The 23,936-nt window shown below is 65.8% G+C and carries 21 protein-coding genes; 14 read left to right on the plus strand and 7 right to left on the minus strand.

Going from position 1 to position 23,936, the window contains the following annotated elements:
• Positions 1 to 45: 45 nt before the first annotated feature.
• A complete protein-coding gene (locus tag FLO80_RS23020; RefSeq protein WP_223145472.1) occupies positions 46 to 135 on the minus strand; it encodes an isopropylmalate isomerase in 90 nt (29 codons plus the stop codon).
• 112 nt (positions 136 to 247) lie between these two features.
• Here FLO80_RS23020 and FLO80_RS09035 point away from each other — a divergent pair, with 112 nt between their 5' ends.
• The 7 genes from FLO80_RS09035 to FLO80_RS09065 all read left to right on the plus strand — a co-directional run bounded on the left by FLO80_RS09035 (position 248) and on the right by FLO80_RS09065 (position 7,512).
• A complete protein-coding gene (locus FLO80_RS09035) occupies positions 248 to 1,666 on the plus strand; it encodes a mechanosensitive ion channel family protein (RefSeq protein ID WP_111366260.1) in 1,419 nt (472 codons plus the stop codon).
• Between the two features lie 178 nt (positions 1,667 to 1,844).
• On the plus strand, positions 1,845 to 2,183 hold the full coding sequence (rsfS, locus tag FLO80_RS09040; protein WP_439328712.1) for a ribosome silencing factor: 339 nt from the start codon (positions 1,845 to 1,847) through the stop codon (positions 2,181 to 2,183).
• 18 nt (positions 2,184 to 2,201) lie between these two features.
• Positions 2,202 to 2,672, plus strand: coding sequence for a 23S rRNA (pseudouridine(1915)-N(3))-methyltransferase RlmH (rlmH, locus tag FLO80_RS09045; RefSeq protein ID WP_111366254.1), 471 nt, complete (start codon positions 2,202 to 2,204; stop codon positions 2,670 to 2,672).
• Between the two features lie 311 nt (positions 2,673 to 2,983).
• Positions 2,984 to 4,504 carry a 2,3-bisphosphoglycerate-independent phosphoglycerate mutase gene (gene gpmI / locus FLO80_RS09050; protein ID WP_111366252.1) on the plus strand — a complete coding sequence of 507 codons (1,521 nt, stop codon included), beginning with the start codon at positions 2,984 to 2,986 and terminating at the stop codon, positions 4,502 to 4,504.
• Positions 4,501 to 5,649 (plus strand): murein hydrolase activator EnvC family protein, encoded by a 1,149-nt coding sequence (locus tag FLO80_RS09055; RefSeq protein WP_111366249.1) that lies wholly within the window; start codon positions 4,501 to 4,503, stop codon positions 5,647 to 5,649. Before gpmI ends, FLO80_RS09055 begins: the two co-directional genes overlap by 4 nt.
• Before the next feature lie 12 nt (positions 5,650 to 5,661).
• Positions 5,662 to 6,999 carry a S41 family peptidase gene (locus tag FLO80_RS09060; protein WP_111366246.1) on the plus strand — a complete coding sequence of 446 codons (1,338 nt, stop codon included), beginning with the start codon at positions 5,662 to 5,664 and terminating at the stop codon, positions 6,997 to 6,999.
• Between the two features lie 18 nt (positions 7,000 to 7,017).
• Positions 7,018 to 7,512, plus strand: coding sequence for an RNA pyrophosphohydrolase (locus FLO80_RS09065; RefSeq protein ID WP_111366448.1), 495 nt, complete (start codon positions 7,018 to 7,020; stop codon positions 7,510 to 7,512).
• A 28-nt stretch (positions 7,513 to 7,540) separates the two neighbouring features.
• Here FLO80_RS09065 and FLO80_RS09070 read toward each other — a convergent pair whose 3' ends face one another.
• Together FLO80_RS09070 and glyA are read right to left on the minus strand one after the other, a co-directional pair.
• A complete protein-coding gene (locus tag FLO80_RS09070) occupies positions 7,541 to 8,791 on the minus strand; it encodes an aminotransferase class V-fold PLP-dependent enzyme (protein ID WP_111366244.1) in 1,251 nt (416 codons plus the stop codon).
• Between the two features lie 111 nt (positions 8,792 to 8,902).
• Positions 8,903 to 10,186 carry a serine hydroxymethyltransferase gene (glyA, locus tag FLO80_RS09075; protein WP_111366241.1) on the minus strand — a complete coding sequence of 428 codons (1,284 nt, stop codon included), beginning with the start codon at positions 10,184 to 10,186 and terminating at the stop codon, positions 8,903 to 8,905.
• 172 nt (positions 10,187 to 10,358) lie between these two features.
• Between glyA and FLO80_RS09080 the strand changes: the two genes are divergently transcribed.
• Entirely contained in the window at positions 10,359 to 11,129 is a 771-nt protein-coding gene (locus FLO80_RS09080) for an NAD kinase (RefSeq protein ID WP_111366446.1), read from the plus strand.
• 67 nt (positions 11,130 to 11,196) lie between these two features.
• On the opposite strand, the gene FLO80_RS09085 is transcribed toward FLO80_RS09080, so the two are convergent.
• The 3 genes from FLO80_RS09085 to FLO80_RS09095 all read right to left on the minus strand — a co-directional run bounded on the left by FLO80_RS09085 (position 11,197) and on the right by FLO80_RS09095 (position 17,191).
• On the minus strand, positions 11,197 to 12,426 hold the full coding sequence (locus FLO80_RS09085) for a hydroxymethylglutaryl-CoA reductase, degradative (protein ID WP_111366239.1): 1,230 nt from the start codon (positions 12,424 to 12,426) through the stop codon (positions 11,197 to 11,199).
• A 111-nt stretch (positions 12,427 to 12,537) separates the two neighbouring features.
• Positions 12,538 to 14,427, minus strand: a complete 1,890-nt coding sequence (locus FLO80_RS09090) for a propionyl-CoA synthetase (protein ID WP_111366237.1) — start codon at positions 14,425 to 14,427, stop codon at positions 12,538 to 12,540.
• Between the two features lie 484 nt (positions 14,428 to 14,911).
• On the minus strand, positions 14,912 to 17,191 hold the full coding sequence (locus FLO80_RS09095) for an NADP-dependent malic enzyme (protein ID WP_111366234.1): 2,280 nt from the start codon (positions 17,189 to 17,191) through the stop codon (positions 14,912 to 14,914).
• A gap of 143 nt (positions 17,192 to 17,334) precedes the next feature.
• On the opposite strand from FLO80_RS09095, the gene FLO80_RS09100 reads away from it, so the two are divergent.
• From FLO80_RS09100 to upp, 5 genes are read left to right on the plus strand one after another with little or no spacing between them, the layout of a single operon-like run.
• A complete protein-coding gene (locus FLO80_RS09100; RefSeq protein ID WP_111366232.1) occupies positions 17,335 to 17,727 on the plus strand; it encodes a cytidine deaminase in 393 nt (130 codons plus the stop codon).
• A 13-nt stretch (positions 17,728 to 17,740) separates the two neighbouring features.
• Positions 17,741 to 19,051 carry a thymidine phosphorylase gene (locus FLO80_RS09105; RefSeq protein ID WP_111366230.1) on the plus strand — a complete coding sequence of 437 codons (1,311 nt, stop codon included), beginning with the start codon at positions 17,741 to 17,743 and terminating at the stop codon, positions 19,049 to 19,051.
• Positions 19,048 to 20,265, plus strand: coding sequence for a phosphopentomutase (locus FLO80_RS09110; protein WP_111366228.1), 1,218 nt, complete (start codon positions 19,048 to 19,050; stop codon positions 20,263 to 20,265). The genes FLO80_RS09105 and FLO80_RS09110 overlap by 4 nt, the downstream gene beginning before the upstream one ends.
• Complete coding sequence (locus tag FLO80_RS09115; RefSeq protein ID WP_111366226.1) at positions 20,262 to 21,248, plus strand: adenosine deaminase; 987 nt, start codon at positions 20,262 to 20,264, stop codon at positions 21,246 to 21,248. The genes FLO80_RS09110 and FLO80_RS09115 overlap by 4 nt, the downstream gene beginning before the upstream one ends.
• Positions 21,245 to 21,877, plus strand: coding sequence for a uracil phosphoribosyltransferase (gene upp / locus FLO80_RS09120; protein WP_111366223.1), 633 nt, complete (start codon positions 21,245 to 21,247; stop codon positions 21,875 to 21,877). Before FLO80_RS09115 ends, upp begins: the two co-directional genes overlap by 4 nt.
• Positions 21,878 to 22,092: 215 nt before the next feature.
• Here the strand turns inward: upp and FLO80_RS09125 are convergent, their stop codons facing one another.
• Positions 22,093 to 22,827, minus strand: a complete 735-nt coding sequence (locus tag FLO80_RS09125; RefSeq protein ID WP_439328713.1) for a helix-turn-helix transcriptional regulator — start codon at positions 22,825 to 22,827, stop codon at positions 22,093 to 22,095.
• A gap of 65 nt (positions 22,828 to 22,892) precedes the next feature.
• On the opposite strand from FLO80_RS09125, the gene FLO80_RS09130 reads away from it, so the two are divergent.
• Entirely contained in the window at positions 22,893 to 23,456 is a 564-nt protein-coding gene (locus FLO80_RS09130) for a glutathione S-transferase family protein (protein ID WP_111366221.1), read from the plus strand.
• Positions 23,457 to 23,936 lie beyond the last annotated feature (480 nt).

The raw sequence follows: 23,936 nt of genomic DNA on the forward strand, positions 1-23,936 counted from the left end.
TCTTGGCTTGTCAGTCTTGGCTTTTCGGGAAGTGAAAGTCGAATTTCAGGCTGGCCGTGCCAGAACCGACCGGGACTCGCCAAAGAACCGTTCGGCCAGCCGCGCGCGATCATCCATGTCGAAAACCTGTTTCATGAAGCACGAGATACAGGCTCGCCCCGAGTCTCGCAAGGGCAAGCCATCAACAGGGCTTGCCGCGTTGGGTGGCACATTGCATCATTCGGGGTGAAAAGGGCGGCAGGCAGGCATGGAACCAGACACGGCGGAAACGGCAACGACGGCACCAGCAGAGCCCGGGGCACAACCGGGCCCGGACGTGGCCAACCCCGAAGAGATCCTGCGGGGCGCACAGGACATCGCGCTGTCGCTGGCCGACCGGGCACAGGCCCTTCTGGCCAGCCTGATGCGGCCATGGATGGCCTACCAGCTCGGTATCGCGCTTGCCCTTCTCGTCATCGCCATCCTTCTCGGGCGGCTGATCGCACCGCGGTTTCGCGAATGGCTGCGCACCCGCGAGAACTGGCCGAAATGGCGGCTTCGCGTCCTGCTGCTGCTGCACCGTCGGCTGACGCTGATCCTGTTCGTGGCGCTGATCTGGCCCGCCGTCTGGATCATGGGCGACGTGACATGGCCCTCGCGCTCCTATCTTCTCGGGATCATCGCACAGCTTGCGTCGGCCTGGCTCGCCATTGCGCTGGCCACGCGGCTCATCACCAACCGGTTCCTGCGCATTCTCGTGCGCTACGTCGGCTGGGTCTGGGTGACACTCTCGATCCTCGGGCTTGCCGACGATGCACAGGACCTTCTCGACAGCGCTGCCCTCGATATCGGCGAAGTGCATCTCTCCTTGTGGCTGCTGTTCCAGGCCATGGTCACGCTCGCGCTCCTGTTCGCGCTGGCGCGGTTCCTGTCACGCTCGACCTCGGCCGGGATTCGCCGCAACCAGGACATCAGCCCCTCGATGCAGGTGCTCACCGTCAAGTTCGTGCAGGTGCTGCTTTACGGCCTTGCGGGCTATATCGGGCTCAAGGCGATCGGCCTCGATCTCACCGGCCTTGCCGTCCTCTCCGGCGCGATCGGCGTGGGTCTCGGCTTCGGCCTGCAAAAGGTGGTCTCGAACCTCGTCTCGGGGGTGATCATCCTGCTCGACAAGTCGATCAAACCGGGCGACGTGATCTCGCTCGGCGAAACCTTCGGCTGGATCGACACGCTCGGCGCGCGCTATACCTCGGTGGTCACGCGCGACGGCAAGGAATACCTCATCCCCAACGAGGATCTGATCACCGGCCAGGTGGTCAACTGGTCGCACACCAACGAATATGTCCGGCTCGACATCTATTTCGGCACCGCCTATGGCGACAACCCGCACAAGGTGCGCAAGCTCGCCATCGACGCCGCCCAAAGCGTCGACCGGGTGCTCAGCTTCAAACCGCCGGTCTGTCACATCGTGGGCTTCGGCGATTCGAGCATCGACTACATCCTGCGCTTCTGGATCTCCGACCCCTCCGCCGGACTCACCAACATCCGCGGCAATGTCTATCTCGCGCTCTGGGACGCGTTCCACGAAAACGGCATCTCGATCCCCTTCCCCCAGCGCGAGGTCCGCCTGCTCGGCGATCCCGCCCCCGACCCGGACACACCGCCGCAGGGCGGGCAGCCCTCTTGATCCGACCATTGAGAATACTCATCTGGAGTGCTAGTATTTGACCATGCCCAGCACCGGGGCGCTTGTGCGGTGCGCAAAAAAGGAGGACTAGGTCCTGTCAACGCATGTTGATGCGGCTACGGCCACGCAATCGGGGAAATCGGCCCACGCCCTTCCCCAGAACCTGACGAGCGAACAATTGCTCGCCGACATTCTCGCATCTCTCGACGAAAACAAGGCCGAGGATATCGTGCAGATCGACCTGCGCGGCAAATCCTCGATCGGTGATTTCATGGTGATCTGCTCGGGGCGTTCCTCGCGGCAGGTGGCCTCGATCGCCGAGAAACTGGTCGAGACGCTCAAGGGCGACCTCGGACGGGCTTCCAAGATCGAGGGCAAGGAGGCCGGCGACTGGGTGCTGATCGACACCGGCGATATCATCGTCCATGTCTTCCGCCCCGAGGTGCGCGAGTTCTACCAGCTTGAAAAGATGTGGCAGCCCGCGACGGCGGCGGCCTCAACGCAAAAGTCAAGCTGAGTGTCGGGCCAGGGCTGAATGCGGGTGCACCTTTGCGCCGTTGGGCGCCTGCGCGCCGGGCCGGAAAAAACCCTGATCGACGATTACGCGACCCGGTTCGAGCGCACCGGTCGTGCGCTGGGGCTGGGTCCGCTCACCATCACCGAGATCGAGGACCGCAAGGGCGGCGGGATGGAGGCCGAGGCGGCGCTGCTGGCGCGCGCCCTGCCCGACCGTGCCCCGCTCGTCGCACTCGACGAGCGCGGCAAGCTGATGGGCTCCCCCGATTTCGCCACCACGCTCGCCCGATTTCGCGATACCGGTACACGTGACCTCGCCTTCGTCATCGGTGGCGCCGACGGGCTGTCCCCCGACCTGCGCGCCCGCGCCGATCTCTCGCTCTCGCTGGGAAAAATGGTCTGGCCCCATATGCTGGCCCGGGTGATGCTCGCCGAACAGCTCTACCGCGCGGCCTCGATCCTTGCCGGAGCCCCTTACCACCGGGCCTGATCCAATTGCGTGCTGCGCACACAGGTTCCCTTGGCTGGGGGTTTCACCCCCAAGGTGTCAAATGCCAAGGCATTAGACACCTTCCCCCAGAGTATTTCCGCCAAGAAAGAACACAACCAGGTTTCTGCTCTTTCTTGGCCCAAATACTCAAATGCCGACCCCGCCACAGGCACGGCCGCCCAGGGTCAACGCCCCTTGCCGCCCGAGGGCCCCGGGGGTCGGGCGGGTGGGAGGGGTCCGAGGGCGGCAATCCGCCGGTTGCTTCGACCGCACCGACCCCTTAAACGCTGGCACAAAGCGAAAGGCAGGCCATGAGCATACCGAAACCCGTCGTTCTGTGCATTCTCGATGGTTGGGGATTGCGCGACGCGCGCGAGGCCAATGCCCCCGCCCTCGCCGAAACGCCCGCCTTCGACCGGCTGATGGCCTCCTGCCCGCATAACCGGCTTGTCACCCACGGGCCCGACGTGGGGCTGCCCTCCGGGCAGATGGGCAATTCCGAGGTCGGGCATACCAATATCGGCGCGGGCCGGGTCGTGGCGATGGATCTCGGCCAGATCGACCTTGCGATCGAGGACGGATCGTTCTTCGACAATGCCGCCCTTCTGGATTTCATCGCCGCCCTGAAACGCACGGGCGGCACCGCCCACCTGATGGGGCTGGCCTCGAATGGCGGCGTGCACGGGCATCAGGATCACATGATCGCCGCTGCGCGCGCGATCACGGGCGCGGGCGTGCCGGTGGCGATCCATGCCATCACCGACGGGCGGGACGTCGCGCCGAAATCGGCGCTGGGTTACGTGGCCGCTCTGCAAGAGGCGCTGCCCGAGAACGCCCGGATCGTCACGCTCACCGGGCGCTATTTCGCCCTCGATCGCGACAACCGTTGGGGGCGCGTCGCCGAAGCCCATGCCGCGATGGTGCGGGGTGAGGGCCAGTTCCGCACCGCCTCGGCCACGGCCGCGATCAACAATGCCTATAACCGTTCGGAAACCGACGAGTTCATCCAGGCAACGACGATCGGCGATTACACCGGCTTCAATGACGGTGACGGGCTGTTTTGCCTCAACTTCCGCGCCGACCGCGCGCGCGAGATCCTCGCCGCCATCGGCGCGCCGGATTTCGACGGCTTCGACCGGGGCCCGCGTCCCACGCTTGCTGCGCTCCTCGGCATGGTCGAATATTCCGATGCGCATAACGCCTACATGACCACGGTCTTTCCGGCACGCGACATCGTCAACACGCTGGGCGCATGGGTGGCCAAACAGGGCCTTCGGCAGTTCCGCCTCGCCGAGACCGAGAAATACCCTCACGTCACCTTCTTCCTCAATGGTGGCAAGGAGACGCCCGAACCGGGCGAAGACCGCTACATGGCCCCCTCGCCCAAGGTGGCGACCTATGATCTTCAGCCCGAGATGAGCGCCGACGAGGTCACGCGCGCCTTCATCAAGGCGATCGAGGACGATTACGATCTGATCGTGACCAATTACGCCAATCCCGACATGGTCGGCCATACCGGCGATCTTGCCGCCGCGATCAAGGCCTGCGAGGCGGTGGACCATGGTCTTGCACAGGTGATGGAGGCGCTGGAGACAAAAGGCGGCGCGATGATCGTGACCGCCGATCACGGCAATTGCGAATGCATGGTCGACCCCGAAACCGGCGGGCCGCATACCGCGCATACCACCAACCCTGTGCCGGTGGCGCTCTTTAACGGCCCGGCGGGCGCGCAACTGCGCCCGGGGCGGCTCAGCGATCTCGCGCCCACGCTTCTCGCGCTGATGGGTTTGGAACAACCACCCGAAATGACCGGACAAAGCCTCTTGCTATGACGCCCGCCCCCGCCCTCTCCTGCCTTTTGCTATGCATCGGCCTCCTCGCCGCCGGTGCAGGGCAGGCACAGATCGCCGATCCGGACCCGGCCACCGCGGCGCGGGCGGCGGCCGAGCGGCTTGGCCGGGCGATGGCCACGCTCGATCAGGCCGAAAAGGCACGCGACCGCGTCAAGGCACTGACCGAAACGGTGCGCGCCTTCGAAAACGGGCTTCAGGCGATGCGCGAGGGGCTGCGCCAGGTCACGATCCGCGAACAGGCGCTGAGCCGCGATCTCGCCATCCGCGAGGCCGAGATCGCGCAGCTTCTGGGCGTGTTGCAGACCATGGGCAAGGCGCCCGCCCCGGCGCTGCTCCTGCACCCGGCCGGGCCCACCGGTTCCGCGCGCTCGGGCATGATCCTGTCGGATGTCACGCCCGCGCTCAACGCCCGCGCCGATGTCCTGCGCGCCAAGCTTGAAGAGATGCGCATGCTGCGCCAGCTTCAGACCAACGCCGCGGAAACCCTGAGAGACGGGCTCACCGGCGTGCAGGAAGCCCGCTCCGCCCTCTCGCAGGCCGTCGCCGACCGCGACCCGCTGCCGCGCCGCTTCACCGAAGACCCGATTCGCACCGCGCTGCTCATCACGTCGACCGAAACGCTCGAAGGCTTTGCCTCGGGGCTGGCCGAGATCGCGGTCAACGAATCCCCCGGAAGCCTGCCCGACATCTCGCATCGCAAGGGCAGCCTGCCCCTGCCCGTGCAGGGCCGCGTGCTGCGCCGGGCGGGCGAGGCCGACGCGGCGGGCATCCGTCGCCCCGGCATCGTGGTGGCCACCCGCCCACGGGCATTGGTCTCGACCCCGGCAGCAGCGACGATCCGCTATCGCGGGCCGCTGCTCGACTACGGAAATGTGATGATTCTCGAACCGCAATCCGGGCTTCTGCTTGTGGTCGCCGGGCTTGACGTGGTCTATGGTGACACCGGACAGGTTTTGCCTGCCGGCTCGCCGATCGGTCTCATGGGTGGCGCAGACCCCGAAATCGGCGCGATCCTGCAGCAAACCGGCGAGGGGGCTGGAACTGACCGATCGGAAACGCTCTATATAGAGGTGCGGGAAGACAACAAACCGGTGGACCCGGAAACGTGGTTTCGCATCAGATAGGATGGACGAGAGATGAAGAAATTCCTCATGGCCGCATCCGTCGGCATTCTGGCCGGCGCAATCGTTACGACACAGGTGGCCGCACCGCTGCTCGCACAGGAGGCGGCGAAATCGAGCAATGTCTATGAACAACTCGACCTCTTTGGCGACATATTCGAGCGGATTCGCGGCCAGTATGTCGAAGAGGTGGACGAGGGCGAGTTGATCGAGGCTGCGATCAACGGCATGTTGACCTCGCTCGATCCGCATTCCAGCTATCTCTCGCCCGAAGACGCCGACGCCATGCGCGTCCAGACACGCGGCGAATTCGGCGGTCTCGGGATCGAGGTCACGCAAGAGGACGGTTTCGTCAAGGTCGTCTCGCCGATCGACGGCACACCGGCTGACGAGGCCGGGATCGAGGCGGGCGATTTCATCACCCATGTCGACGGTGAATCCATGCTGGGCTTCAATCTCGACGAAGCGGTCGAGTTGATGCGCGGCCCGGTCGGCAGCGAGATCATCGTGACCATCGTCCGCGAAGGGGTCGATGAACCCTTCGACGTCTCGATCATCCGCGACACGATCAAGCTGACCGCCGTGCGCACCCGTATCGAGGGCGATACCGTCGTTCTGCGCGTCACCACCTTCAACGACCAGACCTTCCCCAACCTTTCGGCAGGCATCGCCAAGGAAATCGAAGAGGCCGGCGGCATCGACAATGTCAACGGCTTCGTGCTCGACCTGCGCAACAATCCCGGCGGATTGCTGACACAGGCAATCAAGGTCTCCGACGCCTTCCTCGACTCGGGCGAAATCGTCTCGACCCGCGGTCGCAACCCCGAGGACGGCGATCGCTACAACGCCACGTCGGGCGACCTGGCGCAGAACAAGCCCATCGTCGTGTTGATCAATGGCGGGTCCGCCTCGGCCTCCGAGATCGTCGCCGGCGCGCTCCAGGACCACCGCCGCGCCATCGTGGTGGGCACGAAAAGCTTTGGCAAGGGCTCGGTCCAGACCGTCATGCCGCTCAGGGGCGACGGCGCGATGCGGCTCACGACATCGCGCTATTACACGCCCTCGGGCCGCTCGATCCAGGCGCTTGGCGTCTCGCCCGACATCATCGTGGCCCAGCCCCGGCGCAACCCGGCCACCGAAGAGGACGAGGCGACACCACCGAACCCGATCCGCTCGGAAGCCGACCTGCGCGGTCGTCTCAACAACGATTCGCTCAGCGAGGATGAAATCCGCCAGATCGAAGAGGACCGCGCCCGCGCCGAGGCCGCCGCCAAGCTGCGCGAAGAGGACTATCAACTGGCCTACGCGATCGACATCCTCAAGGGGCTCACCAAGTTCGTGCCGGGCGACTGATCCATGGGTGGCCCGGCCATGACCCCCGAGGATATCGCCGCGCTGCCCTATCGCCGCAACGTGGGCGTGATGCTCGTCAACCGGGCGGGCCACGCCTTCGTCGGCCAGCGCATCGACAGCGACGTGCCCGCCTGGCAGATGCCACAGGGCGGGATCGACGCGGGCGAAGACCCGCGCGAAGCCGCCCTGCGCGAGTTGGAAGAAGAAACCGGCGTCTCGCGCGATCTGGTCACGGTCGAGGCCGAAACCGACGGCTGGATCGCCTACGACCTGCCGCATGACATCGTGCCACGCATCTGGAACGGGCGCTACAAGGGGCAGGAACAGAAATGGTTCCTCCTGCGCTTTCACGGAACCGACGAGCAGGTGCGGATCGACGCCGACGACCATCAGGAGTTTTCGCAATGGCGCTGGCTCCCCCCCGAAGAGGTACTCGCGCAGATCGTGCCCTTCAAGCGCCCGGTCTATGAACAGGTGATCGCGGCGTTTCGCGACCACCTGCAATCGCGGTAATCGGTGCGCGGGGCCTAAAGCGACCCCCTCAGGCGGCAATCTCCTGCATCAGCGCCAGAAAGCGCGCCACTTCGGGCAGGGAATTATAGTGGCACATCGACACCCGCACACAGCCCGCCATGCCCAGCGGATCAAGCACGTTACCGGAGTAATGATCGGCCTTGCGCAGATGCGTGCGCACCCCTTCGGCATTGAGCCGCGCCACCACCTCGGCCGGATCGACCCCCTGCACCGCAAGTGAGACCAGCCCCTCACGCGCCGGGTTGTCCGCCCCCCCGATCAGCGTCACCCCCTCCATCTGCGCCAACCCGGGCAGGTTACCTGTGCCGTGGATCATCGCCTCGGTCAGCCGCTTTTCATGGTCATGGATCGCCGCCCCCGCCGCGCGGATACGCGCCCGCCGGTCGCCTTCGCCCGAAACTTCGCCGCCCAGCCAGGCGAGATAGTCCACCACATCCGAGAACGTCGCATAGGCCCCGGTATCGCGCGTCCCCATTTCCCAGTTCTTTTCCGGCCCGTTGAGCAGGTTGTTATGCGCCACCGCCTCGAGCCGGGGCGAGAGCCACGCCAGCCCATAGCCGTGGCGCGAGAACATCTTGTAGGGCGAAATCACGTAACCATCGACATCCAGCTCGTGCAGGTCGATCCGCCCATGCGCCGCATGCTGGATACCATCGACGATGATGAAACACTCCGGGCTGACCGCGCGGATCGCCCTGGCAATTCCGGCGACATCCACCCCCATCCCCGTCACCGGCGAGGTGTGCAGGATCGTGGCCACCGCCGTGTCGGGCGTGATCTCGGGCGCGTAATGCGCCACCTCCACCGTGCCCGTGGCATCGTCATGCGCCACCAGAACATGCGCCATCCCTGCCACCCCGGCCCAACGCGCCGCAGCGCTGCGGCTGGCAGGATGTTCAAGCGTCGAGCCCAGCACACGCCCGCCCCCGGCGGCAAGGCAGGCCGCCGAGATCAGCCGGAACAGCAATTCCGTCCCGCTTTCACCGACAAAAAACTGCCCCTCGTCGATATTCATCAGATCGCGCATGTCGGCCCGCGCCTTGGCGATCACATCGACAAGCGCATGACTGGCCGGGTTCTCGCGGCCCTGGTTATCGGGAATGGCGGCGTAAAAACCCGATGTCTCGACCACGGACTTGAGCGTGAGCGCCCCACCCGCATTCTCGAAAAACACCCGCTCACCCTGGAACGGGCAGATGTCGACATGCGCGAAACGGTCGCGAATCCGCGTCAAAAGGTCGTCCGATATCAAGGGCATGGGGTGGTCTCCTTCAAATCCCGGCGAAACCTACCGCGCGGTCATAGAAAAGGCCACCGCATCCACGATGGCCCTTCCGATTACGTCATGCAGGACTTGACCCGCCCGCGCTCACAAACCGGGATAAAGCGGAAAGCGCGCGCAAAGCGCCGCAACCTCGGCCTTCACCTTCTCTTCCACCGCGCCGTTGCCGTCCTCGCCGTTGGCCGCCAACCCGTCGACCACCTCGATGATCCAGTCGCCGATCTGGCGGAACTCGGCCTCGCCGAAGCCGCGCGTGGTGCCTGCCGGGCTGCCCAGCCGCACACCGCTGGTGATCGTGGGCTTTTCCGGGTCGAACGGCACGCCGTTCTTGTTGCAGGTGATATGCGCCCGGCCCAGCGCCTTCTCGGTCGCGTTGCCCTTCACACCCTTGGGCCGCAGGTCGACCAGCAACACATGCGTGTCGGTCCCGCCGGTCACGATATCGAGCCCGCCTTTCATGAGCTGATCCGAAAGCGCCTGCGCGTTGGTCACGACATTGCGGATGTAATCCTTGAAATCGGGGCGCAGCGCCTCGCCGAACGCCACCGCCTTGGCGGCGATCACATGCATGAGCGGCCCACCCTGAATACCCGGGAAAATCGCCGAATTGACCTTCTTGGCGATCGCCTCGTCATCGGTCAGGATCATGCCGCCACGCGGCCCGCGCAGGGTCTTGTGCGTGGTGGTCGTGGCGACATGCGCATGCGGGAAGGGGTTGGGATGTTCACCCGCCGCGACCAACCCCGCGAAATGCGCCATGTCCACATGCAGATACGCACCCACCATGTCGGCGATCTCACGCATCCGGGCAAAGTCGATCTGCCGCGGAATGGCCGATCCGCCCGCGATGATCAGCTTGGGTTGATGCTCTTTCGCCAGCGCCTCGACCTGGTCGTAATCGAGCATGTTGTCCTGCTTGCGCACACCGTATTGCACCGCGTTGAACCATTTGCCCGACTGGTTGGGCGCCGCCCCATGTGTGAGGTGCCCCCCCGCATCAAGGCTCATACCGAGGATCGTGTCGCCCGGTTTCAACAGCGCCGTGAACACGCCCTGGTTGGCCTGCGACCCGGAATTGGGCTGCACGTTGGCAAATCCACAACCGAACAGCTCTTTCGCCCGTTCGATGGCAAGGTTTTCGGCGATATCAACGAACTGGCAGCCGCCGTAATAGCGCCGCCCCGGATAACCTTCGGCATATTTGTTGGTCATGACCGAGCCCTGCGCCTCCATCACGGCGCGGCTCACGATGTTTTCCGACGCGATCAGCTCGATCTCGTCACGCTGGCGGCCCAGTTCCTTGTCGATCGCGTCGAAGATCTCGGGATCGCGGCTGGCCAGGTCTTCGGTGAAAAAATCGGGGTTCGGCATGGGCTTGGTCTCCGTCACTTGTCTGTTGGCGCTTGGGTATGTCCGTTGTCCTAATTCATTGCGGACCCAGCGAAAAGGGGACAAAACGACCATTCCGCTTGCCAGCGCGGCACCGATCGTGCAGGTGGAAACTGCAACACCCCGATCCGACAAGACCGCGCCGATGGGAACCATGGCCGAAGCCGAGATCAAGATCGCCTTTACCGCCTCCGACGCCCCGGTGGCCCAGACCGCCTTCGCGGCGCTGGTCAGCCGCTATGGCGACACGCCCGAGGACGAGGCCGACGTGATCGTGGCACTGGGTGGAGACGGGTTCATGCTGCACACGCTGCACCGCACCCAGGGCAACCCCGCCCCGGTCTATGGCATGAACCGCGGCACCATCGGCTTCCTGATGAACGAATATTCCGAAACCGATCTGCCCGACCGCCTCGCCGCGGCCGAGGAAACGGTGATCAACCCGCTTGCGATGCGCGCCACCCGTGGTGACGGCACGGTGCACGAGGCGCTGGCCATCAACGAGGTCTCGCTTTTGCGCATGGGCCCGCAGGCGGCCAAGCTGCGCATCACCATCGACGGCAAGGTGCGGATGGAGGAACTGGTCTGCGACGGCGCGCTGGTCGCCACGCCCGCCGGCTCGACCGCCTATAACTATTCGGCGCACGGGCCGATCCTGCCCATCGGGTCCGAGGTGCTGGCCCTGACCGCCATCGCGCCGTTTCGCCCCCGTCGCTGGCGCGGGGCGCTGGTGCCCAAGACCGGGCATGTGCGCATCGACGTGCTGCAACCCGACAGGCGCCCGGTCATGGCGGACGCGGATTCGCGCTCGGTGCTTTATGTCGAAACGGTCGAGATCCGGTCCGATCCTTCGGTCGGGCACCGCCTGCTTTTCGACCCCGGCCATGGTCTCGAAGAACGCCTGATCCGCGAGCAATTCATCTGACCCCACGATTTTTCTGCGAAAAATCCGATCCGGGCATCATTGAATTTTCGCAGAAAATTCGTTCTGTTCACACCAGTAATTCGCGCGCCACATCCTCGCGAATTTCGCCCCGCGCGATCATCTCCGCCGCGACCCGGTCGATCTCGTCGCCGCTGGCCCCCGCCGCAATCGCCACGTTGCGCGCATGCAGCCCCATATGGCCGCGCTGGATGCCTTCCGTCGCCAGCGCCCTGAGCGCCGAGAAATTCTGCACCAGCCCGACCGCCGCCATCACCCGGGCCAGCCGGTCGGCCGTTTCCACGCCCATGATCCGCAGGCTGGCCTGCGCCGTGGGATGCGCGCGCGTCGCCCCGCCCACGATCCCCACCGGCATCGGCATCTCGATCTCGCCCACAAGGTCCGCACCCTCAATCCAGTAGCGCGTGAGCGGCCCATAGCCATCCTTCGCCGCAAAGGCATGCGCCCCGGCCTCCAGCGCGCGGGTGTCGTTGCCCGTGGCCAGCGCCACCGCCGCGACCCCGTTCATGATCCCCTTGTTATGGGTCGCGGCGCGGTAAGGATCATGCGCCGCGAACTCCCATGCGCCGATGATCCCCGCCACCGTCTCGGCCCCGATCTCATCGACCCGCCATGTCGCCCGCGCCCGCACCAACCGCCGGTCAGCGAGGTTCGACAATATGCGCAACCCCACCTTGCCCCCGGTCCAGCCCTCGATCTTCGGCGCCAGCCGCTCGGCCATGGTGTTGACCGCGTTGGCCCCCATCGCGTCGCGCACATCGACGATGAGATGCACCACGAGGAACGGCCCCGCGATCCGCACCTCGACATCGCGAAACCCGCCGCCCAGCCTGACCAGCATCGGATCACACCCGTCGCATTCGGCCGCTATCGCCTGTTTCTGCGCCAGAACCGCCGCCCGCGCCGCCTCGAGATCATCCAGCCCCGTCACCTGCACCTGCGCGATCATGCAGGGATCGTCGGCTTGCGTGACAATACCTCCCGCCTCGCGACAGGCCCGCGCCCCATTGCACACCGCCGCCACGACCGAGCTTTCCTCGCTCGCCATCGGCACCAGCACCTCGGCCCCGTCCACGATCAGGTTGGTCGCCACCCCCAGCGGCACCGCCATCACCGAGATCACGTTCTCGCTCAGATGATCGGCCAGCACCCCGTCATGCGCCGCCGCCGCCGTCAAATGCGCCACCTGCGCCGCATCAAGTCCGGCCAAGTCGGCCACCTTTGCCAGCCGCTCCTCGCGGGTGAGATTGTGAAAACCGGGAATACGCGATGTGCTCATGGGGTTCCTCCTGTCATGCGCAAAGAGGACCGCCCGCGCGCCGCGCCGTCAAGCGCAATACTGCGAAAAAATGCAAACCCGCCCCGGGCGTGCCCCGGGGCACGCGCGGCCTCACTTCGCGTAACCGACCCCCTGCAACGCGTCCCTGATCTCGTCGAGGATGGCCGGATCGTCGATCGTCGCGGGCACCTTCCATTCGCCGCCATCGGCAATCGACACCATCGTCGCCCGCAGGATCTTGCCCGAGCGCGTCTTGGGCAGCCGGTCCACCACCACCGCCGTCTTGAACGCCGCCACCGGGCCGATCCGCTCGCGCACCAGTTTGATGACCTCCGCCACGATCTCTTCATGCGGCCGGTTCACACCCTTCGACAGGCACAGGAACCCCACCGGCGCCTGCCCCTTGAGCGGGTCCGCCACCCCGATCACCGCGCATTCGGCCACGTCCGGGTGGCTGGCCAGAACCTCTTCCATCCCCCCGGTCGAAAGCCGGTGCCCGGCGACGTTGATCACGTCGTCGGTGCGCGCCATGATGTAAAGATATCCATCCTCGTCGATCATCCCCGCATCGCCGGTCTCGTAATAGCCCGGGAAATGCGACAGGTAACTCTTGCGGAACCGGTCCTCGGCATTCCACAGGTTCGGCAATGTCCCCGGCGGCAACGGCAGCTTGACCGCGATCGCCCCCAATTCACCCGGCGGCAGCGGATGACCGTCATCGCCCAGGATCTGCACGTCATAGCCCGGCATCGCCACCGTGGGCGAACCGAGCTTGACCGGAAGCGCCTCGATCCCCACCGGGTTGCCCGCGATGGTCCAGCCGGTTTCGGTCTGCCACCAATGGTCATAGACCGGCTTGCCTGTCATCTCCTGGGTCCAGATGATGGTGTCCGGGTCGGCCCGCTCACCCGCCAGGTAGATCGCGTTAAGCGCGCTCAGATCGTATTTCTTGAGGAACTCGCCCTTGGGGTCTTCGCGCTTCACCGCCCGGAACGCGGTCGGCGCGGTGAAGAAACTCCTGACCTTGTGCTCTTCGATCACCCGCCAGAACGTGCCCGCATCGGGCGTGCCCACCGGCTTGCCCTCGAACACGATGCTGGTGTTGCCATGAATGAGCGGCGCATAGGCGATATAGCTGTGCCCGACGACCCACCCCACATCCGACGCGGCCCAGAACACGTCGCCCGGATCGACGTTATAGATGTTCTTCATGGTCCAGTTCAGCGCGACAAGCTGCCCGCCCGTGTGCCGGATCACGCCCTTGGGCTGGCCGGTCGTGCCGCTGGTGTAAAGGATATAGGAAGGGTGATTGCCCTCGACCGGCAAACACTCGGCGGGCTCGGCCGTCGCGACCTCCTCGGCCCAGTCGAAATCACGGCCCGGGACCAGTTCGGCACGCTCTTCCTCGCGCTGGAAGATCAGGCAGAATTCGGGCTTGTGCCGGGCGATCTCGATCGCGCCATCCAGCAGCGGCTTGTATTTCACCACCCGCCCCGGCTCCAGCCCGCATGACCCGGCAATGATCGCCTTGGGCTGCGCATCGTTGATCCGCACCGCCAGCTCGTTGGCGGCGAACCCGCCGAACACCACCGAATGGATCGCCCCGATCCGCCCACAGGCCAGCATCGCCTCGACCGCCTGCGGCACCATCGGCATATAGATCACCACCCGGTCGCCCTTCTCGATGCCCTTGGCCCGCAAAACCCCGGCCAGCCGCGCCACCCGGTCCTGCAACTCGGCGAACGTGATCTCTTCCTTGCGACCGGTGATCGGGCTGTCATGGATGATCGCCGCCTGCGCCCCGCGCCCGCCCGCGACATGGCGATCCACCGCGTTCCAGCAGGTGTTGCACATGCCGTCGGAAAACCACTCGTAAAGATCGTTGCCCTTCTCGAACAGCGCCTTCGACGGCGGCTTGTCCCAGTCGATGGCCTGCGCGGCCTCCATCCAGAACCCCTCGGGGTCGGCTTTCCACGCGGCGTAGACGTCATTGTATCCCATGGAATACTCCTCCTCACTCTTGCCGCCGTGTTACGCCCTGCCCGCCCATCCGGGCAAGCCCGTTGGCCGACGCAGCGTCACATTGGCGCAATATATTTGCAGAATACCGGTCCATCGACCTGCAAACTTTTGCAAACACACCGATTTCCATCCGATTTTGCGGCAGAGATCAGGCAGTTTGCAAACCTGCAAACCCGGCCCCTACAAATCCCGGTCACGCCTTGGCCGGGGATTCGCGCGCGTGTTTTCGACATCGCCCATGTCGAAAACGCATCAGCGCCACGGCCCCGCCCGTGCTATGAATCGGATCAGGGCGCGGCGCGGTGCCGCCCCGTTTTGACAAGGTCTCGTTGCCATGGGCGACCAGAAACAGAAGCCGGCCAAACCCGGCACCAAACCCACCAAGAAATGATGCCTGAATGACACCGGCACCGCCGGGGAGGAGTCCCGCCCCGGCGATGCCTAAAGCGTTGCGGGAAACACCTTACCCGTAATGCGCCACCGGCGTGCCCGCGATCGCGGCCATGTTCAGCAATCCGCGCGGCGTGATCCCCGGCGACACCACGTGAACCCGGTTGCCCATCCCCATCAGGATCGGCCCGACCTCAAGACCCCCGGCCTTCATCTTGAGAATGTTGCGCACCCCCGACGCCGCGTCGGCATGGCCGAAGATCAGCACATTGGCCGCCCCCTTCAGCCGTCCACCCGGCAACAGCCGCTCGCGCAGCTCGGGATCGAGCGCCGCATCGACGTTCATCTCGCCCTCATAGGCGAAATCGCGCGGCTCGCTGTCGAGAATCTCCAGCGCCGCACGCAGCCGCTGCCCCGACCCCTCGGCCTGGTTGCCGAATTGCGATTGCGAACACAGCGCCAGCTTCGGCTCAAGCCCGAACCGCCGCACATGCCGCGCCGCGCCGATGGCCACCTCGGCGATCTGCTCAGGCGTGGGCAAGGTCCAGACATGGGTGTCGGCGATGAAAAGCGGCCCCTCTTCGAGGATCATCATCGACAGCGCCCCGTGCGGGCGCAGCCCGTCACAGGCCAGAACCTGGCTGACGTAATTCAGATGCCAGCGATATTCCCCGAACGTCCCGCAGATAAGACTGTCGGCCTCGCCGCGATGCACCATGACCGCGCCGATCGCGGTGGTATTGGTGCGCAACACCGCCTTGGCGATGTCGGGCGTCACCCCGCGCCGCGCCATGACCTGGTGATAGCTCTGCCAGTAATCGCGATAGCGCGGATCGTTCTCGGGGTTCACGATATCGACGTCCTGCCCGGGCCGGATGGTCAGTCCCGCACGCGCGCAACGCCGCTCGATCACCTCGGGCCGCCCGATCAGGATCGGTGTCTCCGTGGTGTCCTCCAATATCGCCTGCGCTGCGCGCAGCACGCGCTCGTCCTCGCCCTCGGCAAACACGATCCGGCGCGACGCGGTGCGCGCGGCATCGAACACCGGCCGCATCAGCAGCGCCGACTTGAACACGCTCTGGTTCAGCCGTGCGCGATACTCGTCGAGATTGTCGATCGGCCGCGTCGCCACGCCGCTCTCCATCGCCGCGTTCGCCACCGCGCTCGACACCACCGCCACCAGCCGCGGATCGAACGGCTTGGGGATCAGGTAGTCCGGCCCGAACGTCATCTGCTCGCCCTGGTAGGCCGCCGCGGCCTCGGCACTCGTCGTCGCCCGCGCCAACGCCGCGATCCCCTCGATACAGGCGATCTGCATCGCATCGTTGATCTCGGTCGCACCCACGTCGAGCGCCCCGCGAAAGATGAACGGAAAACACAGCACGTTGTTGACCTGGTTGGGAAAGTCACTGCGCCCCGTGGCAATGATCGCATCCGGCGCCACCGATTTCACCGCATCGGGAAGGATCTCGGGCGTCGGGTTGGCCAGCGCGAAGATGATCGGCTGCGACGCCATCTTCTGCACCAATTCCGGGCTCAGAACCCCCGGCCCACTCAGGCCCAGAAAAAGATCCGCCTCCCCGATCACATCCTCCAAACTCCGCAAATCGCTGGCCTGCGCATAGGCCGCCTTTTGCGGGTTCATGTCCACCTCGCGCCCCTCGTAAACCAGCCCGTGAATGTCGCAAAGCCACACGTTCTCGCGCTTCACCCCCAGCTTCAGCAGCATGTTGAGACAGGCAATCCCCGCCGCCCCGCCACCGGTGCTGACGATCTTGATCTCGTCGAACCGCTTGCCCGCCACATGCAACGCATTGGTCGCCGCCGCCCCCACCACGATGGCGGTGCCGTGCTGATCGTCGTGGAAGACGGGGATATTCATCCGCTCGCGGCACAGCTTTTCCACGATGAAACAATCCGGCGCCTTGATGTCTTCAAGGTTGATCGCCCCGAAGGTGGGCTCAAGCGAACAGACAATATCGGCCAGTTTCTCGGGGTCGGATTCATTCACCTCGATATCGAAACAGTCGATCCCGGCGAAATTCTTGAACAGGACCGCCTTGCCCTCCATCACCGGCTTGCTGGCCAGCGCCCCGATATCGCCCAGCCCCAGAACGGCGGTGCCGTTCGACACCACCCCAACAAGGTTGCCGCGCGCCGTGTAGCGCGCCGCGTTGGCCTCGTCGGCCTTGATCTCAAGGCTCGCCTCGGCCACGCCGGGCGAATAGGCGCGCGCAAGGTCACGACCATTGGCCAACGGCTTGGTCGCCCGGATTTCGAGCTTCCCGGGCTTGGGATACTCGTGATAGTCAAGCGCCGCCTGACGCTGTGTTTCCTTGGGGTCGATCGACATCGGGCAACCTCGCGCATTTCCAGATAGTTTAGTGTTAAACTATATTTTGAGCATTTGAAACCACCAGCATCACGATGGCATCCGCGCCGCGATCTTGCAATTGCCAATCACCGGACGCAGAGTGACGGGATGGAGTGAACCACATGACCGATCTTCTCGATGCCGCCCGCGCCGTGCGCGACAATGCCCATGCCCCCTATTCGCGCTTCAAGGTGGGCGTGGCGATCCGCGCGGCCTCGGGCGCGGTTCATGTCGGCTGCAATGTCGAAAACGTCTCCTATCCCGAAGGCACCTGCGCCGAGGCGGGCGCGATTGCCGCCATGGTCGCGGCGGGCGACACCGAACTGACCGAGGTGGCGGTGATCGCCGATGCGCCCGCCCCCGTTCCCCCTTGCGGCGGCTGCCGCCAGCGCCTCGCCGAATTCGGCGCGGGCACGGTGCGCGTGACCATGGCCACCACCCGGGGTGAAACGCTGACCATGACCATCGCCGAACTTCTGCCCGGCGCCTTCGATCAAAGCCACATGGCCCGCTGACGGGGGCCGACCGATGGACGCAAGACGCATCATCGCAAGATTGCGCGACGGCGACACCCCGCCCCGGGACGAATTGCGCTGGTTCGCGCAGGGGCTGGCCGATCATGCCGTCTCGGATGCACAGGCCGGGGCCTTTGCCATGGCGGTGCTGCTCAACGGCCTCTCCGATGAGGGTCGCGTCGCGCTCACCCTCGCCATGCGCGACAGCGGCGATGTGCTGCGCTGGGATCTCGATCGCCCGGTGCTCGACAAGCATTCGACCGGCGGCGTCGGCGATTGCGTCAGCCTCGTGCTCGCCCCCGCGCTGGCCGCCTGCGGGGCGGCGGTGCCGATGATCTCGGGGCGCGGGCTCGGCCATACCGGCGGCACGCTCGACAAGATCGAGGCGATCCCCGGGTTGCGCACCGACCTTGACGAACCCGCGCTGCGCCGCGCGGTGGGCAGTGCCGGCGCCGCCATCGTCTCGGCCTCGGCCCGCATCGCCCCCGCCGACAGGCGGCTTTATGCCATCCGCGACGTCACCGCGACGGTCGAAAGCCTCGATCTCATCACCGCCTCGATCCTGTCCAAGAAACTCGCCGCCGGGCTGGGCGGGCTGGTGCTCGACGTGAAAACCGGCTCGGGCGCCTTCATGAAAACCCCCGATGACGCCCGCGCGCTGGCCCGCGCCCTCGTCGACACTGCCAATGCCGCCGGATGCCCGACCTCCGCCGTGATCTCGGACATGAGCCAGCCGCTGGTGCCCTCCCTCGGCAACGCGCTCGAACTGGCCGAGGTGATGCGCGCCCTCACCGACACCGCAGAGCCCGGCCCGCTGGTCCGGCTTTGCGCGGTGCTGGGCGGCGTGGTGCTGGCCGATGCCGGGTTGACCAAGGATGTCGAGGCCGGGGCCGAGTCCATTGCCGAGGCCATCCGCGACGGCCGCGCCGCCGAACGCTTCGGCGCCATGATCGCCGCACAAGGCGGCCCGCTGCGCTTTGTCGAGGATTGGCCGCGCTTCCTGCCCGAGGCCAACGTGATCCGCGAAATCACCGCACCGCGCGCGGGCCATGTCGCGGCATGGGATGGCGAGGCGCTGGGGTTGGCCGTGGTCGGCCTCGGCGGCGGGCGCCAGGTCGAAACCGACGTGATCGACCCCGCCGTGGGCCTCTCCGATCTTCCGGCCCTCGGCGCACGGGTCGAACAGGGCCAGCCCATCGCCCGCATCCACGCCGCGCGCGAAGACGATGCCGACCGCGCCGGGGCCGCGCTTCTGGCCGCGCTCACCCTCACCGACGCGGCCCCCACCCTGCCGCCCCTCGTCCTTGAGAGGATCGGCGGATGAGTCGCGCCTTTCTCATCGTGATGGATTCCTGCGGCATCGGCGGCGCGCCGGACGCCGATCGCTTCTTCAACGGCACCACCCCCGACACCGGGGCCAACACGCTGGGCCATATCGCGCGCGCCTGTGCCACGGGCCGCGCCGATACGGGCCGCGCCGGGCCGCTCCACGTCCCCACCCTCGCCGCGCTCGGGCTGGGCGATGCGATCCGGCTGGCCTCGGGCCTCGATGCGGGCCTGCCCCCCGCCACCACCGGGCTCTGGGGCGCCGCGACGGAAACCAGCCCCGGCAAGGACACGCCCTCGGGCCATTGGGAAATCGCGGGCGTGCCGGTGCCGTGGGACTGGCACTATTTCCCCGACACGACACCGGCCATCCCCGACGACCTCCTGGCCCTCATCCGCGACGCGGCGGGCACCACCGGCACGCTCTGCAACGCCCACGCCTCGGGCACGCAGGTCATCGCCACGCATGGCGAGGCGCATATGCAAACCGGCTGGCCCATCGTCTACACCTCCGCCGACAGCGTGATCCAGATCGCCGCGCACGAGGAAAGCTTCGGCCTTGATCGCCTGCTCGACCTCTGCACCACCATCGCCCCCGCCTTCCACGCCCGCCGGGTGGGTCGCGTCATCGCCCGACCCTTCATCGGCCAGCCGGGCGATTTCACCCGCACCGCAAACCGCCACGACTACGCCATCGCGCCGCCTTCGCCCACGCTTCTCGACTGGGCGCAGGCGGCGGGCCGCACCACGTTCGCACTGGGCAAGATCGGCGACATCTTCTCGATGCGCGGCATTTCCCACCACCACAAGGGCAGCGATGCGACGCTCATGACCCATCTGTCCAACCTCGTCGACATCGCCCCCGACGGCGCGCTCACCTTCGCCAATTTCGTCGAGTTCGACACCAATTTCGGCCACCGCCGCGACGTCTCCGGCTACGCAAGCGCGCTCGAATGGTTCGACGCCGAACTGGCCCGCCTGCTGCCCCGGCTAAGGCCCGGCGACCTGATGCTCATCACCGCCGATCACGGCAACGATCCGACATGGACCGGCACCGACCACACCCGCGAACGTGCCCCCGTGCTGATCGCCAGGCTGGGCACCGGGCTGGGCACGGGCGAAATCGGCCATGTCGCCTTCGCCGATATCGGGGCCAGCGTCGCCCACCATCTTGGCCTCACCGATCGCGGCGCGGGGGAGAGTTTCCTGTGACCTGGACCTCCCTCCCCAAGCTCGAACTTCACCTCCACCTCGAAGGCGCGGCCCCGCCCGCCCTGATCCGCGACCTCGCGCGCGAAAAACACATCGACCTCTCGGGCATCTTCACCGAAACCGGCGCCTACGCCTTCCGCGATTTCCCGCATTTCCTCAAGGTCTACGAGGCCGCGACCTCGGTCCTGACCACCCCGCGCGACTATGGCCGCCTCACCGCTGCCGTGCTCGAAAACTGCGCCGAACACGGCGCCATCTATGTCGAGAGCTTCCTCTCCCCCGATTTCTGCGGTGGCGGCGACCTCCATGCCTGGCGCGACTACCTGGCCGAGATCGAAGACGCCTCCCGCGAGGCCGAGAAAACCCACGGCATCATCCATCGCGGCATCGTCACCTGCATCCGTCATTTCGGCCCCGACGCGGCCAAACCCGCCGCGCTCTGTGCGGCCGAAACCGCCGGGCCGTTCATTCGCGGCTTCGGCATGGGCGGCAACGAAACCCTCGGCCATCCGCGCGATTTCACCTGGGCCTTCGACTGCGCGCGCGAGGCCGGGTTGCACCTCACCTGCCACGCCGGCGAATGGGGCGGCGCGCAAGGCATCCGCGACACGCTCCATCACCTGGCACCTGCGCGCATCGGCCACGGCGTCGCCGCCCATGCCGATCCCGCCCTGATCGCGCAACTTGCCGAAACTGCCATCCACCTTGAAACCTGCCCCGGCTCCAACATCGCACTGGGGCTTTTCCCCTCTTTCGCCGCGCATCCTCTGGCCAAACTCCGCCAAGCCGGGGTAAATGTCAGCATATCGACCGACGACCCGCCCTTCTTCCACACCACGCTCACCCGCGAATACGAGGAAACGGCCCGGGCCTTCGATTGGGACGAAGAGGATTTCGCCGCGATCAACCGAATGGCGCTTGCCGCCGCCTTCTGCGACGATGACACCGCCGCCCGCGTGAAAGAAAGACTGGAAGCCAGATGAAAGACCACCTCACCATCGTCAAACACCCGCTCATCCAGCACAAGCTGACCATGATGCGCCAAAAGGACACCACCACCGCCGTGTTCCGCCAGCTCCTGCGCGAGATCTCGCAATTGCTCGCCTACGAGGTCACCCGCGAACTGCCGATGACCACCCGGACCATCGACACCCCGCTCTGCCCGATGGACGCGCCGGTGCTCGACGGGCGCAAGCTGGCGCTCATTTCGATCCTGCGCGCGGGCAACGGCCTTCTCGACGGGATGCTTGAACTGATCCCTTCGGCGCGGGTCGGGTTCGTCGGGCTATACCGCGACGAGGCGACGCTCCAGCCGGTGCAATACTACTACAAAGTGCCCGACCACCTTGGTGAGCGGCTGGTCATCGCGGTCGACCCGATGCTCGCCACCGGCAACAGCTCCGCCGCCGCCATCGACCTGCTCAAGGCCTCCGGCGCCACCAATATCCGCTTCCTGTGCCTCCTCGCCGCGCCCGAGGGCGTCGCGCGCATGAAAGAGGCCCATCCCGACGTGCCCATCGTGACCGCCGCGCTTGACGAACGGCTCAACGAAAAGGGCTATATCGTCCCCGGCCTCGGCGACGCGGGCGACCGGATGTTCGGCACGAAATAGGCTTGGCCCCGACCTCGACAGGACGGCAAAGAAGCCGCGCAGCGGTCGCTGCCCTGACGGCAGATCGGTAATCTCGGTGCAAATCTCTGTGATCCGCTCGATCGGTCGCACCGATCGAGGCGGGGACGCCGCCGTGGCGCAAGCCGTGGACCGGCGTCGGGCTCCTTGGCTGTCACGTTTGGTTGCGCAAAGCGCCGGGAACAGGGCGCTTCACGTCAGAAATCGCAAGCCGCGTCCTTGCCTGCCGAAGAACCTTGTTCCTCATACCTCCGGCGCGTTTTAAAGTCGCGCAACAGTGCGACGCGCCGTGGCCGGAAGCTGGTTCCGCCCGGTCGCAATTCCTTTATGCGGGCAACATGGAAAACCCGATAGTCCTGCCGCAATTGGCAGAAGGCAAGGAGCATCAATGCCTCAGGGCTATAGGACAAGACGAGCGGCCAGACCTCGCGCTCGCTCAAACGGTCCTTCAGATCGCAGTAGCATATCCACAGGCTGTTCTCCTCCCAGCAGGCCTGCCGCAGAAGGTCCATGTCGATCGCCACGGCGGGGCGCATGGCATCCGGGCGCCAGGTGCGCATGACGGTGTGCATCGCCTGACGGGCCTGACGATCGGGCAAGGTGGCGATGATCCGCGCAACTGCATCGCGGCCCGCGCGCGTCAGCGGCGCGTCACCCAGAGAATCAAGACTGCCGATCCCAAGCATGAGAGCCTCGATTTCAAGTCGCGAAAAGCTTTGAGGTGGCAGGAACGGGTCTTCCGTCAGCGCGTATCCTACCCCCGCCGCACCATCGATCAGTGCGCCCCCGGCCCGAAGCGTGGCGATGTCCCTATAAAGCTGTCGGCGTGAGACCCCCGTCTCATCGGCCAGCCGCGCGGCCGTAACCGGAGCGGGAAGCCGCCGCAGCGCGTTCATGAGACGCATCAGCCTGTCCTGTCGTGCCATCGTCATGCTGCCCTGTTCTGTCAGCAGGCCCAGGCTATCCTAGGCGCATCTAAACTTAAAGGAGATCTGTAATGCCCGTTCTGTACCACGCACCAGAATCGAGATCCGAAACGATCGCGACGCTCGTCCGAATGCTGGATGCCGATATCGACATTCGCGAGGTCACCATCCCGCGCCAGGACGGCTCGGGTGGTCCCGATCCGGATAACCCGCACCCGGAGAAGAAAGTCCCCTATCTGGTCGATGGCGACGAGACGCTGCGCGAGCGCGGCGCGATCATCGTGTATCTCACTGACGCGTATCCCGCCGCCAAGCTGGGCCCTCTGCCGGGCGAGGCGGGACGCGGCGCCTATCTGTCGTGGCTGTTTTACTATCAGGGCGTGATGGAGCCCCTTATCATTCTTCAGTGGGCACAACTGAGCCACCCGGCGCTCACGGCCACGCTTCGCGACGTCGACACGATGATGGCGCATCTGGTCGAGGCGCTTGACCCGGGGCCGTATCTGCTGGGGGACCGGTTCACAGCCGCGGACATGCTGTGCAGTTCACCATTCCATTGGTTTCCGGACCTCACGCCCGAGACGCCAGCTATTCGGAACTGGGTCGCCCGCTGCGCGGAACGCATGCAGCTTTGATGCCCGTGTGACAGCCCCCGGTATCCGGGCCGGGGGCCAGTTTCCGGAGATCCCGTTGAAAAAGTCAGGACCTGAGAGGTTTCCACGAAAATTCGGAACTGGCCGAACGCCGTCCCTATTCACCCTGCATGTCGACACCGGGCATAGGGTCGCCAATACCGGTGGCGCGCCGACCCGTGTTATTCCGACGGCCCCTCTCGGGGATGTCGGCCACTCCCCCGACGCCCCGCTCCCCTCGGGCGCCTTGTGCCACGTCGCGACCGCCTACGCGCGCCGCGTTAACCGTTTCGCGCAACACTTTCGACGCTCGCACCCGGCAGCCGGGCGGCAGCCGGAAGTCAGCCGGATGTCACCCCCCGGAATCGCGACCCTCGGCGGCGTTAACCTTTGCCTCGCGGATCTGCGCTAGAATCGCGGCAGAACCGGAAACAAGCTTTACTCGCTTGGTTGTTTTTGGCACAGTCGACGCAACATCTTGTG

Source organism: Aquicoccus porphyridii, from assembly GCF_008369105.1.
Taxonomy (GTDB): Bacteria; Pseudomonadota; Alphaproteobacteria; order Rhodobacterales; family Rhodobacteraceae; genus Aquicoccus; species Aquicoccus porphyridii.